At 73.6% G+C, this 14,117-nt stretch carries 8 protein-coding genes; 3 read left to right on the top strand and 5 right to left on the bottom strand.

The window, feature by feature from the left end; genetic code table 11:
• The 5 genes from J2X26_RS10345 to J2X26_RS10365 are packed head-to-tail and all read right to left on the bottom strand — an operon-like array spanning position 1 to position 9,291.
• Complete coding sequence (locus J2X26_RS10345) at positions 1 to 2,316, bottom strand: hypothetical protein (protein WP_307491995.1); 2,316 nt, start codon at positions 2,314 to 2,316, stop codon at positions 1 to 3.
• Positions 2,313 to 4,751: a hypothetical protein gene (locus tag J2X26_RS10350; RefSeq protein WP_307491996.1), complete on the bottom strand. Its 2,439-nt coding sequence runs from the start codon at positions 4,749 to 4,751 to the stop codon at positions 2,313 to 2,315. Before J2X26_RS10350 ends, J2X26_RS10345 begins: the two co-directional genes overlap by 4 nt.
• 54 nt (positions 4,752 to 4,805) lie before the next feature.
• Positions 4,806 to 7,154: a transglutaminaseTgpA domain-containing protein gene (locus J2X26_RS10355; protein ID WP_307491997.1), complete on the bottom strand. Its 2,349-nt coding sequence runs from the start codon at positions 7,152 to 7,154 to the stop codon at positions 4,806 to 4,808.
• A 1-nt stretch (position 7,155) separates the two neighbouring features.
• A complete protein-coding gene (locus tag J2X26_RS10360; protein ID WP_307491998.1) occupies positions 7,156 to 8,298 on the bottom strand; it encodes a DUF58 domain-containing protein in 1,143 nt (380 codons plus the stop codon).
• Positions 8,299 to 8,301: 3 nt separating this feature from the next.
• Positions 8,302 to 9,291, bottom strand: a complete 990-nt coding sequence (locus tag J2X26_RS10365) for an AAA family ATPase (RefSeq protein WP_307491999.1) — start codon at positions 9,289 to 9,291, stop codon at positions 8,302 to 8,304.
• A gap of 116 nt (positions 9,292 to 9,407) precedes the next feature.
• Between J2X26_RS10365 and J2X26_RS10370 the strand changes: the two genes are divergently transcribed.
• The 3 genes from J2X26_RS10370 to J2X26_RS10380 all read left to right on the top strand — a co-directional run bounded on the left by J2X26_RS10370 (position 9,408) and on the right by J2X26_RS10380 (position 14,104).
• A complete protein-coding gene (locus tag J2X26_RS10370; protein WP_307492000.1) occupies positions 9,408 to 10,790 on the top strand; it encodes a COG1470 family protein in 1,383 nt (460 codons plus the stop codon).
• The gene (locus J2X26_RS10375) at positions 10,787 to 12,190 is read left to right on the top strand and encodes an Hsp70 family protein (RefSeq protein ID WP_307492001.1); all 1,404 of its coding nucleotides are present in this window, start codon (positions 10,787 to 10,789) and stop codon (positions 12,188 to 12,190) included. The genes J2X26_RS10370 and J2X26_RS10375 overlap by 4 nt, the downstream gene beginning before the upstream one ends.
• Before the next feature lie 564 nt (positions 12,191 to 12,754).
• Positions 12,755 to 14,104 carry a DUF6421 family protein gene (locus tag J2X26_RS10380; protein ID WP_439897844.1) on the top strand — a complete coding sequence of 450 codons (1,350 nt, stop codon included), beginning with the start codon at positions 12,755 to 12,757 and terminating at the stop codon, positions 14,102 to 14,104.
• The last annotated feature ends 13 nt before the right edge of the window (positions 14,105 to 14,117 follow it).

A 14,117-nucleotide genomic window follows, 5' to 3' on the forward strand; every position in this document is an offset into this window, starting at 1 on the left:
TCACGGCAGGAAGTACGTCGTCTCGCCCGGCGGTGACACCCTCCCGACGAAGCACTGGCGACCGCTCGCCTGGGCGACGACGAGCCCGCGTCCCGCGTCCGCCTCGGTCTCGAACGTGGCCATCAGCATCGACCCCTGGATGAGCTGCCAGCCGCTGGGCGCGGAGCGGATGGTGAGGTTCGTGTTGTCGTACGGGATGCAGTCCGTTCGGGTCAGGGACGGGGCGCCTGGCGACGGGCCGTTCCAGTACTCCATCTCCGCGTTCGGGCGCCCGATGAAGCACTGCGTCGTGAAGTGCTGCGCGACCGCGAGCGCGTTGTTCCCGTCCTCCTCCGAGTCGAGCACCAGCATGCGCGACGGCCCGTCGGTGAGCAGCCACCCGCCGGTCTCTGCCACGACCGTCAGTCCGCCGTGGTCGTACCCCAGGCAGTCCTCGGGTTCGACCGGCGCCTGGTGGAACGTCGCGGTGACCGCGGTGTCCTCCGAGACCACGACGTCGCAGCCCGCCGTGCCCGAGCACGCACCACCCCACCCGTCGAACACCGCGGGGAACTGGCGGCTCGGCACCGTCAGACCCGCCGTCGTGCCCGGGGTGAGCTCGACGGCGCAGACGTCGGAGCACTCGGTGCCGTCGATGTCCACGGTCCCGCCGGAGACCGTCACGGTGAGCGTCGCGACGGGTGGTCCGGCCACCGTGATCGGCAGCTGCGCGGGGGCCGACGAACCACCCGGACCGGTCACCGTGAGCGTGACGACCACGTTCGGGTCGCCGTCGTCGGGGAAGGTGAACGAGGTCGACCCCGCGCTCGTCGCGGTGGCCAGCTCGGTGCCGCCGCTCGTGGCGATGCGCCAGCTCCAGGAGGTGACCTCACCCGCGACGGTCGCGTCGAACGAGACGGGCACGCCGGACTGGACGTCCGTCGGTGTCGACGTGAGCGAGACGACGACCGGCGGCGCCGGGGGAGCCTTGGTCGCCCCAGGCGTCGGGGTCGGCGCAGGGGCCGGTGTCGACGCCGTGGTTGCCGACGGGCGCGGCGCGGGAACCAGTGCGGCGGGCGGTTGCGTTCCCGCCGGGGGAGCCGTCGGTGGTTCCTCCTCCGTCGGCGCCGGGGGGGCGGGGTCCGTCGGCGGGGTGGCGGGAGCCGGGACCGGTTCCTGCGGGACGGCGACCTCGGTCAGGGACGCGTCCGCCGGCTCGTACTTCTGCAGCGCCTCACCCTGGCGCCAGGTGGTGCCGTCCCAGGTCAGCACCCCCGCGGTCCCGCCGTCGAGGTCGTTGAAGAAGACGATCCCGTCCTTGCTGGCCAGCTCCAGCCGGTGCCCCGGTGGAGCCAGCTCGGACGTGTCGGTGGTGGACAGGTCCGCGGTGTCGATGATCGTCGTGCGTCCCGTGGTGCGGTCCGGCACGAAGACGAACCGGTCGCTCTGCACCATGGGGCCGAAGTCGTGGCCCGCCTCGCCGGCGACCGGGACGACGTCCTGGCAGTCGCCCGACAGCGACGCGACGACGACGTTGCCGGTCTGCGCCACGGCGGCGTACACGTGGGGTGACGTCGCCGAGCCGAGCAGCTGCACGTCGTCGTCCGGGCGTACGTCCAGGCAGGTCCACCCGGCCACCTCACCGTCCGGACGCAGCACACCGAGACGACCGCCCGAGAGGTCGGTGAGCACCGCCTTGCCCTGCACGAGCACCACCTGCGCCGACGCGTCCGCCGGGCCCCGCACCACCCGGTCCGACCCGCGGAACGACGCGATCCCGCTGCCGCCGCTGTCCACCACCCAGAGCCGACCGTCGCCGTCCACGGCCGTCTGGCCGGGGCCGGGCGTGCTGGACAGCGAGATCGTGGCCTGCAGCGTCAGCTCGTCCGCGTCGAGCACGGTGGTCGTCCTCCGGGTCGCGTCGACGACGTAGGCCTGGTCGCCGCCCTCCAGGACCGTGAGAGGTGACCCGGGGTCGGCGACCAGCACCGGGGTCCCCCCGGCGAACGTCGCCCCGTCGACGCGGGCAAGGGTCCCGCGAGTCTCGTTGACGACGAGCGCCGACGACCCGCGCTGGACCACGCCGAGGTCGTCGCCCGCGGCCGCGCCCGGCGACGGCAGGCTGTCGACGATCTCCTCCGACGGCCCGTCGATCAGCGTGACCGTCCCCGCGCCGGGCGACGCCACCCAGGCGGACCCCGTCGACTGCGCGAGCTCGTGGACGTCGTTGCCCTGCCCGACGAGCACCGTGAACGCGAGCGGCACGGCGACGACCACGGCGGCCGTCGCAGGACCGAGGTACCGGCGGGCCGCCGGGGTGCGAAGGCTCGGCCTCATCCTGCGCACCCCCCGACGGGTGCGCTGCGCATCTCGGACTCGGCGCCGAACCGGTCGGTGGCCCGGACCGAGAAGCTCGTCGCACCCGCGAGCGGCATGGTCGGCGGTCCCAGCAGCTCGTAGCGTCCCGGCTCGCCGCGCACGGGCAGCATCAGGTACCCGTCGTCGGGGGCGTCGTCCACCCCGTCGAGCGTGAGCCGGACCACCAGCGAACCGGAGTCGGCGTCGACCAGGCCGGCGCTGAACCGGGTGCGCCCGCCGCTGGCGTCGTCGGGGGCCGTGCACTCAGGATCTGTCGACCATGACGGGGGGAGGTTCACGCGCACGTCGACCGGGACGCGTCGGTCGCCGAGCACCAGGGTGATCGCGCCCGGCACCAGCCCGTCCGCGGGCGGGCTCCCGACGACGGTGACGTCGACCGGCACCGGCTGTGGTGCCTTGCTGCGCTGCTGCCCCTCGACCTCGTCGTTGCCCGCGGCGGGGACGTCCACCGACGATGCGCCGGACAGCCACGGCGGCAGCTCGATCCCGACGGTCGTGTCGACGAAGCAGCTGCGCGCGAGCACGTCCATCGTGGCCGTCCCGTCCGCACGCAGGTCCACGAACCGTTTGCCGGCGAGCGCGGGGCCGCACTGGTCGGACACCGTCACCGTCGTGCTCTCCGTCGCGACGAGGTCAACGTGGGTCACCGTCAGGATCACGTCGTAGGTCCCCGGCGACGCGAACACCATCGGGAACGGTGCTCCCGCCGGGGGCTGGCTGGCGAACACGAACGGCTTGCCGTCGACCAGGACGCTCCACTCCCAGGTCGCCTCCGCACCGGAGAGGCCGGACTCGACGGCGGCGATGTTGGCGACCTGGCCGACGGCCGGCTCGGCGTGCTCGAGCAGGAAGGCCTCGATGTGCGGTGTCGGCACGAGCACGGTGTCGACCGGCCGCTCGGTGCTGGTGCGGTGCCCGCGGGCGTCGACGATCTCCAGGCCGAGGGTGTAGGTCTCCGGGACCGACCCCGTGATCACGGTCTCCACGGCACCGACCTCGTCCGACTCCCAGACCACGGAGCCGTCGGCCGCGGTGAGGGTCCAGCTCCACTGGCTGCCCGCCGAGCCGCTCACCTTCGGGGTGAACGTCACGGGCAGGCCGAGCACCGTGGGGTCGGGGCGGACGCGGATCTCGGTGATGACCGGACTGCCCACGACGGAGCCTGACGGTGCGGACGGTGCCGACGGGTTCTCTCCGGTCGGCACCTGGACGACCCAGTCCGCCGGAGCGCCCGTCAGGCCGGAGTCGCCTGACCCCTCCGCTCCGGCGTCCCCGCCGACGACGGCGACGCCCTCGTCGGTCGCCGGGTCGTACTTCTGCACCGCGCCGGCGACCTTCCAGTCGCCCGCCTCGAGGGCGAGCACCCCGGCCACGTCGGAGTCGAGGTCGTTGTAGAACACGATCCCGTCCTTGGCCGTCAGCTCGACCCGGTTGCCGGGCGCGGTCAGCGAGAGGTCGGCGACCTGCGCACCCCGGACGGTGTCGACGACCGCCGTGCGCCCGGTCGAGCGGTCGGGCACGAACACGTACCGGCCGTCCTGGGCCAACGGGCCGAAGTCGGCGGTCCCGGGGTCGGCCAGCTGGACGCTCGTCGCGCAGTCGTCGCGGCCGACGCGCGCGACGACGAACCTGCCGTCGTCCGGCACCGCGGCGAACATCTGGTCCCCGCTGACCGACCCCAGCAGGCTCGCGGTGGATCCCGGCGGCAGGCCGACGCAGGACCACCGCCCCTCGCCGCCCTCGGCGCCGAGACGGATCGCGCGCGCACCCTCGACGTCGACCAGGACCGCTCCGCCCTGGACCAGCACCAGCTGGGAGGCGGGCGTCGCCAGGTCGTCGACCGAGTGCTTGGCCTCGTCGAACCAGATCAGGTCACCGCTCGTCGCGTCGATCACCCAGAGCCGACCGGCGTCGTCGACGACGGCCTGCCCGTCCCCTGGCTGTGCCGCCAGAGAGAGCTCGGCCTCGACCTCGAGCGTGTCGGGGTCGGCGCGGGAGGCGATGCGGCGCACGGGGTCGATGAGGTAGAGCGCGCCGCCGCCCTGGAGCACCTGCGGGTGCCCGCCCGGGTCGGCGATCGGGGCGGGCTCCGAGACCTCGAAGGTCCCCCCGTCGATGCGCGCCACCGTCCCGAGCGTGCGGTCCACGACGTACGCGGAGGAGCCGGCCTGCGTGACGGCGAGATCGTCTCCGACCAGCGCGTCGGGTGCCGGCACGGAGACGACCACCTCGTGCGACGAGCCGTCGATGAGCGAGACGACCCCTTGCTCGGGGGACGCCACCCAGGCGCGTCCGCTGGTCTGCCGCGCACTCTCGAGAGGTGCACCGGCGCCCAGGTAGACGGCCATGGCGAGCGGCGTCGCGACCACCACGAACGCGATCGCGGCGGTCATGAGGGTGCGATGACCCCTGCGCCGTGGCGTCCTGCTGGAGTCTCGCAGCATGGCTCAGCTCTCGCCGGAGCGACCCGCACCGACGGCATCCAGCTCTCGCGGCGCAGACGCCTCGCTGCTCGCAGGAGGCGAGGGCGCGGCGGTGCGACGGACCCACCGACCCCCCGGGTCGAGCAGCGGGCGGGGGTCGATCGCGGCGCGCACCCGGACGACGAGCGGACAACCGGCGGCGATGGCGTCGTGCACGCTCTGCTCGAGCTCCCACGCCTGCTGGGCGACGGCCGCCGACGGTTCCGTCGGTGCGTACACCGAGGCGGTCTCGAGCCGGGCCAGGGCGAGCAGGTCGTCGTCACCGACCGGGCGGCCTCCCGCGAGCGCATGCTGCGCGATCTCGATCGAGGTCCAGGACTGCGGGGTGGGAATCCCGAGCTCGCGGAGCCGGTCGGTGGTCTCGCGCCACGCCGCGGCGACGCGCTGCGCAGGGCTGCCGTGGTGCCGACGACGCGAGCGCCTGGCCATCTTGGCCACGACGATGGCGGCCAGCAGCAGGAGGCCGAGCAGCACGAGCCCGGCGATCGCGTAGGCGGAGCCGCGGGCGACCGTCGCGAGCGTGCCCGGGCCCTCCGCTGCCTGGTCGAGGGCGGACGCGTCGGGCTGCGCGGGCTGGGCCACCGCGTCGTCCGAGGGCAGCACGGGGTCCTCGGGGTCGCGGGGCGGCTTCGGGCCGGCCGGGTTGTCGGTGTTCGTCGGGTCGAACGCCACCCACCCGTACCCCTCGAGCAGGACCTCCGGCCACGCGTGCACGTCGGCCGCCGTCACGGTGTACGTGTCGCCCTCGAGCTCCTCGGGCTTGAGCAGGTACCCGACCGCCACCCGGGTCGGGTAGCTCAGGGAGCGTCCGAGGATCGCGAACGCGGAGGCGTACTGCTCGGCGTTCCCCGCCTCGGTGGTGTCCCCGACGAGGGTGCGCTTCACCGCGCCGTAGGAGTGCCCGGGTCGGGCGGCCACCTCGTAGGGGCGCGCGCGGAAGAACTCCTGCATGCCCTCCAGCTGCGTCCACGGCGTCCTCCACTCACCACGCGCCGCCTGCGCCTGGGTCGAGACCCAGGCGGGCACGTCCGGCAGGGCGGTGAGGCGCGCCGGGGCGTCCGGCAGGTCGGCCGTGTCGGCGCTCGCCAGCCGTGCCAGCTCCGCCGTGACGGTGTAGGAGACGGCGCCCCTGGATGCGTCGTCCGTCTGCGCGCGCACGAGCGAGCCGCTCTCCTCCTCGATGGCGACGGGGGTGCCCGTCAGGGTGAGGGGCTGCCCGACCACCGGGAGGTACGGGCTGCGTCCGGTCAGCACCGCGATCTCGAGCGTGACCGTGTCGGCGCCGGCCTCCGGCGTCGGTGGGTGCGGCAGCTGGCTGCCGGCCAGGACGAACGTGCCGGCCTGGCTCCAGAGCGCTCCGTCGAAGTCCTCGAGGGCCGCGAGCCTGATCCGGTCGACCCGGTCGGCGTGCTCGCCCGTGACCTTCACCGTGTACAGCTTCGTGGCCGGCCCGACCAGCTGCGGCTTGAGCTCGACCAGCGGCGAGAGCCCCGCGGTCACCTGCACCTCGGCCTCGTGGGAGTCGCGCGGGTCGGCGCGGTCGCTGCCGTCGGCGATCGGCAGGAGCAGGGCGCCGGCCGCGGCGAGGGCGATGACGAACGCGATCCCCGGCAGGCCCAGCAGCACGCGACCGACGGCCGACGTCCGTCGTGCAGCGACCGCGTCGGAGCCGACCGCCTTGTCCAGCTCCGCGGCGCGGTCGTGCTCGGCGGCCACGGTCCGGCTGACCACCGCCGCCGGGTCCGGGCGGTTGGCGCGCACGAGGACCAGCAGGCCCAGGCACGCGACGACGCCCACCGTGACCGGCACCTGGGTGGTGCCCCGCTCGGCGGTGATGGCCAGCGCGAGCAGCAGGACTCCGAGCGCAGGCAGGGACAGCGTGACCACCGCTGCCGTCCGCAGCACGAGGATCGCGACGACGTAGGCGGCGACGAAACCGGCCGCGACGGGAAGAGCGAGCACCTCGGGTCCGGGGTCCGCCGGCAGTGCGACGGTGAGCATGCGGTCCCAGCCGGAGAGCAGGTCCTGTCCCGTGGCGAGCGGCGCCGGTGGCCACTCTCGCAGCGCGAGCAGCTCGTAGAGGTACAGCCCGACCAGCCCCACCGGTGCCAGGAGCCACGCGGGCCACCGCCACAGGGCGCCCGCGACGGCCAGCGCCGTCCCGGCCAGGACGGCGCCGAGCACGACGGCGAGCCAGGCGGACCCGGCGAAGTACGGGCCGAACGCCAGGCACGCCGCGGCCACCCCCGCCGCGGCGAGAACCAGCTCCAGCACGACCGCCGCGGTCGCGCTCCACCGCCCCCTGTCCGCCACCTCAGCCCCTGATCTGCGAGTTCCACGCCTCGGCGAAGTCCTCGCTCGTGGCGACGTTCACGACGAGCGCCCCGTCGAGCGGAGCGGCCCGCCGGCCGAACCGTTCGCCCAGCTGAGCGACGGACACCATCTGGAACCGCCCGCGCGCCCGGGAGACGGCCGCACGCTGCTCGGGCGACGGCTGCCCCGTGACGACACCGAGCGAGACGCCTTCCTCCCGCGGCGTCAGCCGGAGCAGTGCGGCCAGGCCGGGGTCGTCGGCGGACGGCTCGACGCGTGCCAGCAGGTCGAGCACCTCGCTGCGGTCGCGCGTGCGGTCGACCACGACGGCCGCGCCGCCGGTCGTGTGCAGGGCGAGGGGGAAGCGCCCGTCGACGGCGGCGACCGCGAGCGACGCGGCCACGCGGACCGCCTCCTCGAAGCTCTGGGCGTCGTACGGGTCGGCCGACGTGTCGAGCACGATCATCAGGCGCGGCTCCTGCGGCACGACGTTGTGCCGGACCATCAGGGTCCCCGTGCGGGCGCTCGCCTTCGCGTGGATCAGGCGGTGGTCGTCGCCCGGCTCGTACTCGCGCAGGCTGTGGAACGCGATGCCTCCGCGCGGCGCACTCGACGACGTCGGACCCTCGGAGTCCTGCGACCGGCCGCTGGGCAGCACCGCAACGGCGTGGAGCAAGGGGTAGACCGTCAGCGCCCCGGTCGACGCGTAGTCGTGCGAGATCCGCATGAGGCGCAGCGGGTCGGTGTGCCCGATCGACAGCGGACCCACCGGGAACACCCCGCGCCGGTCGGTGGGCAGGGGATAGGTAGAGGCGTGCGAGGCGCCTGGCGCGAGGCTGGGCAGCGGGAGCGTGATCGTCCGAGTCCCGAACCGCTCGAGCGCGAGGACGGGTGGGCTGCGCCGGCGCGCGGTGTTGGTCAGCGTGACGACGCCGCGGGCGAGCTCACCCTCCTGGACGCGCAGCGGCTGGATCTCGCGCACGGCGTCGAGCGACGGCCGGTAGACCATCCACAGCGCGGAGATCGCGAGCGCCAGGACGCACACGAGCCCGATGACGACCAGCTCCGGATAGTCCAGCCACCAGCCGGCGATCAGGAGCAGGACCCCCGCGACCGCGACCCCCTTGCCCGAGGTGGTGATCACGGCTCACACCCCGGCTCGCACCTGGGGCACGGGAACGGAGGTGACGAGGGTCGCCAGCAGCTCGTGCGCCGTCCGACCCTGGAGCTCGGCCTCGGGCCGCAGGATCATCCGGTGCGGCAGCACGTAGTGCAGGACGGCCTTGACGTCGTCGGCGGTGACGAAGGAGCGACCCTGCGCGGCGGCGAACGCCTGGGCGGCCTTGGCGACCGCGATGGTGCCGCGCGGGCTGATCCCGAGCCGCAGTTCCGGCAGCGTCCTGGTCGACGCGGTGATCGTGACGATGTAGGCCAGCACCGCGGGTGCGAGGTGCACGGACGACGCGATCTGGTTCATCTGCTGCAGGTCCATGGTGCTCATGACGGCCTGGAGCTCGTCGGTGGTCCGGCCCGCGGTGATGTTGGTGACCACCTGGACCTCCGAGTCGTGGTCCGGATAGCCCAGCGTGGCGCGCATCATGAACCGGTCGAGCTCGGCCTCGGGCAGGTCGTACGTGCCGCCCTGCTCGACGGGGTTCTGGGTGGCGATCACGATGAACGGCCGCGGCACCAGGTACGGGATCGAGTCGATGGTGACCTGGCGCTCGGCCATGACCTCGAGCAGCGCCGACTGCGTCTTGGGCGACGCGCGGTTGATCTCGTCACCGAGCACGATGTTGGCGAACACGGCTCCGGGGTGGAACACGAACTCCCGCTTGCCCGAGTCGTAGACCTGCACGCCGGTGACGTCCGACGGCAGCAGGTCCGGCGTGAACTGGATGCGGCGCATCGAGCCGTCGATCGACTGCGACATGGCCTTGGCCAGCGACGTCTTGCCGGTGCCCGGCACGTCCTCCAGCAGCAGGTGGCCCTCCGCCAGCATGCAGATCAGGGCCATGCGCACGACGTCGCTCTTGCCCTTGATGAACGACTCGACGTTCGCCGCCAGCGCGTCGAACCGATCGGCGAACCAGGCAGCCCTGCCCGCCGACGTCCCGTCCTCGACCTCACGATCCACGACATCCCCCGATACGGTCGTGTCTTCACAACTAGGACAATCCGTACGTCGATAGTAGAGACGCGAGCCGTCGCAGAGATACGTCCGGCACTGCCCGATCGGGAGGGGGCCCCGACATGGATCCTGTGCTCGTCCTTGCCCAGGGCACGCTCGCCACGGACCCCGGGGGCCAGGTCCGCACCCGGGTGACGGTCCGCAACGTCGGTGACATCGTCGCCCAGTACCGCGTCGAGGTCCTCGGCGAGGCGGCGCGGTGGTCGACCGTGGTCCCGCAGCACGTCTCGGTGCTGCCGGGGGAGTCCGAGGAGCAGACGGTCGAGATCGTGTTCCGCCCGCCGCCCGCGCCGGCCGCTCCGGTGGGCACGATCCCCTTCGGCGTGCGGTGCGTCTCGCTCGAGAACCGTGACGTCGCGGCGGTCGTCGAGGGCGACGTGGTCGTCAGCCCGGTGCAGGGTCTGGACGTGCGGCTGCGCCCCGACGGACCCAAGGGCGCCCGCGCGGGCCGGTTCCGCGTGGAGCTGCGGAACACGGGGACGACGGACCTCTCGGTGTCGCTGGAGGTGGCCGACGCGGCGGAGCTGCTCCGCTTCGTGCTGGCACCGCAGGTCGTCGAGGTGCCGGCGGGACGGACCGTGCCCGCGTACCTCGCGGTCCAGGCGCGCAACCCCAAGCTGCTCGGCAAGCCGGTCCCGCACGCGTTCACGGTGACGTACCGGGTGAGCAGGTCGGACCGCGTCGGGGAGCTCCCCGGCACGTTCGAGCAGCGCGCCGTGATCCGCAAGCTCTGGATCGTGCTCGCGCTGCTGCTCGTCGTCGCGGCCGTGCTCGGCTACCTGTGGCTGCGCGGGCAGGGTGGGGCGGCGGTGCTCCGCGAGGGCACGCCACCGCCCGTCGAGATCGCGGAGCTGGAGCCGGTACCCGGCGGGGTCCGGGTGGTGTGGGTCCACAGCCCGTACGCCACCGCGTACGGGATCCAGGAGTGGACGAAGGGCGTTGCGGGTACGTCCAGCGAGGTTGTGGACGATCCGGTCCAGACGAGGTTCTTGTGGGAAGGGCTGACCGAGGGCGAGCACTGCTTCCAGGTGCGTGCCGTCGCCGGCGACGTGCCGGGTTCGTTCGGCGAGGAGATGTGCGAGACGGTGCCACCCGCGGAAGCCATCGCCACGGAGACGCCCGAGCCGACCGAGACGGCGGCCGCACCGGCGGGGGCACCGTTCGAGCCGCAGGGCTTCTACGTCCGGTGGGGCAACTTCCCGCAGGACGACACCGCGAACGCCGGCGCGGCCGACACCATGGTCGCGGCGCTCCAGGGAGCGGGTGCGCTGGGGGTGCAGCTCAAGAACAGTGCCGACTCCACGGCGTTCCAGGAAGGAGCGAACGGCGTGCCGAACTGGGTGGTCTTCACCGAGGGCTTCCCGGACGAGCCCACCGCGCAGGCCGAGTGCCAGCGGTTCAAGGCGGTCGCGTCCCAGTGCATCGTGCAGAGGGGAGTGCAGTGAGCTCGTACACGCTCGGCATCGACATCGGGACTGCCTACACGGCCGCGGCGGTCTGGCGCGACGGCCGGGCGGCCACCGTGGCCCTCGGGGACCGGACGGACACGATCCCGTCGGCGGTGCTGCTGCGGTCGGACGGCTCGCTCCTGGTGGGCGACGCGGCGGTGCGTCGCGGCGTGCTCGAGCCCGAACGGCTGGGCCGCGGGTTCAAGCGCCGCATGGGGGACCCGACGGGCCTGCTGCTGGGCGACGAGAGCTTCGCGCCGGAGGTGCTGACGGGCACGCTGCTGCGGTGGGTGGTCGAGACGGTGACCGCGCGCGAGGGCGGCCCGGCGGCGCACGTGACGCTGACGCATCCCGCCGGGTGGGGCGACCTGCGGCGGGACCTGCTCGTCGCCGCCGCGGGCGAGGCCCACCTGGCCGACGTCGGCCTCCTCGCCGAGCCGGTGGCAGCGGCCGTGCACTATGCGGCGCTGCGCCGTGTGCCGACGGGTGCGGTCGTGGCCGTGTACGACTTCGGCGGCGGCACCTTCGATGCGGCGGTCGTCGAGAAGACGGCCGACGGCTACGAGCTGCGGGGCGAGCCCGGGGGAGACGAGCACATCGGTGGGCAGGACGTGGACCAGGTGGTGATGAACCACGTGGCGTCGACCCTCGGCCGCGCGTGGACGTCGCTCGACGTGGACGAGCCTGCCGTCCGGCACGGGCTCGCTGCCGTCCGGGAGGCGGCGGTGCTGGCCAAGGAGACGCTGTCGCAGGACGTCGAGGCGACGATCCCGGTGATCCTGCCGGGGATCACGCGCGAGGTGCGGATGACCCGGGCCGAGCTGGAGAGTGCCATCCGGATCGACGTGCTGCGGACGATCGACACCCTGGCCCGCACGATCGAGTCCGCGGGGCTGGCGCCGCACGACCTGGACGCGGTCCTGCTCACGGGCGGCTCGAGCCGGATCCCGCTGGTCTCCGAGCTCATTGCGGCGGAGCTCGGCGTCCCGGTGGTCGTCGATGCGCACCCGAAGTACGCGGTCTGCCTGGGAGCGGCGCTGACGGCGGCGAGCCGGCTGGCACTGCCGGTGGACGCCCCGATCGTCGCGCCGGCGCCCGGCCCGGCGACGGCACCGCCGGTCGAGGACCTCAGCCACCTGCTCGCGGCGACCGACGACGGTGCGGCCGCGGCGGTGCAGGCGGACCCGCGCGCGCTCGGCATCACCGCGCCGGTGGACGACGTCGTCGCGCCCGCGCCCGGCACCCGGCTGGCGCTGCGCTACCTGACCTCGAAGGACACGCTCGAGGCGCACTGGACGGGGGACAGCCGGCGCGGGCTGCGGGTGGCGCTCGTCGTCGTCGGGGTGGCGGTGGCGTTCATCGCGGGCCTGAGCGCGCTGACGTTCTTGCGCCCCTGAGATCGTTGACCGGGCGGCGCGCGAAACGTACCGTGCAGTAACGCTGCCGTCCGAATGGTGAGATAACGCATGAGGCTGTTCCCGACCGTCCACGCGACAGGTGATCTGGCGCCCGCTCAGCGAGCCCACCTGGAGCTCCACGGCCTGGCCTTCGTCGCTGCCGACGACGACCCCGACCTGGTCCTCGTCCTGCCGGGGACGACCCCCGCGGGCGACACCACGCGCACGGGTGTGGTCGTGCTCGCGACCGGCTCCGAGACGCCGGAGGTCGCCGGCCTGCTCGCCTCCCGCGGGATCACCGTGCACGCCTCCTCGGCGCCGGCGAGCGGACTCGTCCCTGCCGACCTCACCGCCGACGACCTCCTCGCGTGGACCACCGACGTGGTGCTGCCCGTGCACGCGACCCTCGACGTCGAGGGTCCCGCCGCGCCGCTCCTGCGCACGGCCACGGGCAGCCAGGCGCTCGGCCTCACCGTGGGCGCCGGTGTGCGCGACGGGCACGGCCGGCTGCTCGTGCTGGGCGTCGACGTGCTCGAGGCGCCGGAGGTGCTGCTCAACGCGGCGATCTGGGCGGCGCGCCCCGCCGCTGCTGTCACCGCCGACGATCGTCACGACGAGCTCGTGTCCCACCCGGCGTGGAGCCGGCTGAAGCGGGACGTCACCGAGCTCCAGGGCTTGCAGGTCAAGGACGGGTCCGTCCCGGACGAGGAGCAGCACCCCCGTGCCCGGGAGCTGGTGCACGCGATCGCCCGGTCCGTCGACGAGCTCGCGCCTGCGCTGCCGCACGACGAGGACTACCTGACGGCGGTCGGCAAGGACCTGACGCGCTGGTCCGAGACGGGGTTCGGGATCCCGGACTTCCTCGATGCCCTCGTCGCGTTCCACCCGCAGCGGCAGCGTGTCGACGGTCTGGCCCACCTGGTGCTCTTCCCGATGTACACGCAGAACGGCAGCACCGACCGGCGCATCGAGGCCGTCCTGCTGCAGGTGCGCTGGCCCGACCTCGTCGCGCACCTCGAGGCCGAGCAGTTCAGCAACGCGCTCTTCGTCCCCGTGACGTTCCTCGACTTCACCCCCGGCTACGACACCAACTCCGCGGTGCTCTTCCCGGAGACGGTCGCCGTCCGCGAGGTGCCGACGTTCACGTGGGGCGCGATCTTCGCGGACCGCGAGGCCGCCCGGTTCCGCCGGGTCGTCCGAGCCGCCGCCGACACCACCCGGCTGGCGCTGCCGCCGGACGCTGCGCGGCTGCTGGACGACCAGCGGCTCGCCGAGGAGACGTTCGTCCTGTGGGACCTGGTCCACGACCGCACCCACATGCGCGGCGACCTGCCGTTCGACCCGTTCATGATCAAGCAGCGGATGCCGTTCTTCCTCTACTCGCTGGAGGAGCTGCGCTGCGACCTGACGGCGTTCCGCGCGGCCGTCCGGCTCGAGGGTGAGGGCGTGCCGCACGCCCGCTACGTGCAGTACGCGATCCTGTTCGACCGTCTGTTCCGGTTCCCGGTGACCGGGACGCGGGTGCGCAACTACGACGGCCTGGGCGGTCAGCTGCTGTTCGCTTGGCTGCACCAGCACCACGTGCTGCACTGGACGGACTCGCGGCTGACGATCGACTGGCCGCAGGTACCGGACGCGGTGATCGCGCTCGCCGAGCAGATCGAGCAGCTGTACTGGCGCTCGATCGACCGGCCGAAGACCGCGCACTGGCTCGCCGCGTACGCGCTGGTGTCCGGCACCGTGACGCCGCACCCCGCGTCGGTGTGGGCGCGCGGCGACCTGCCGCTGGACGGACCGCCCAAGGGGTTCACCGACGCGGTCCTGGACGACGAGTTCCCGCTGTCGATGTTCTACGAGGCGCTGTCCCGCAAGATCGGCGACGTCGTCGCGTCGACGAGCGGCATCACCGCCTGAGCCTGCGGGCGCC

Origin of the sequence: Cellulomonas humilata (genome assembly GCF_030814415.1) — a bacterium.
GTDB lineage: Bacteria > Actinomycetota > Actinomycetes > Actinomycetales > Cellulomonadaceae > Cellulomonas > Cellulomonas humilata_A.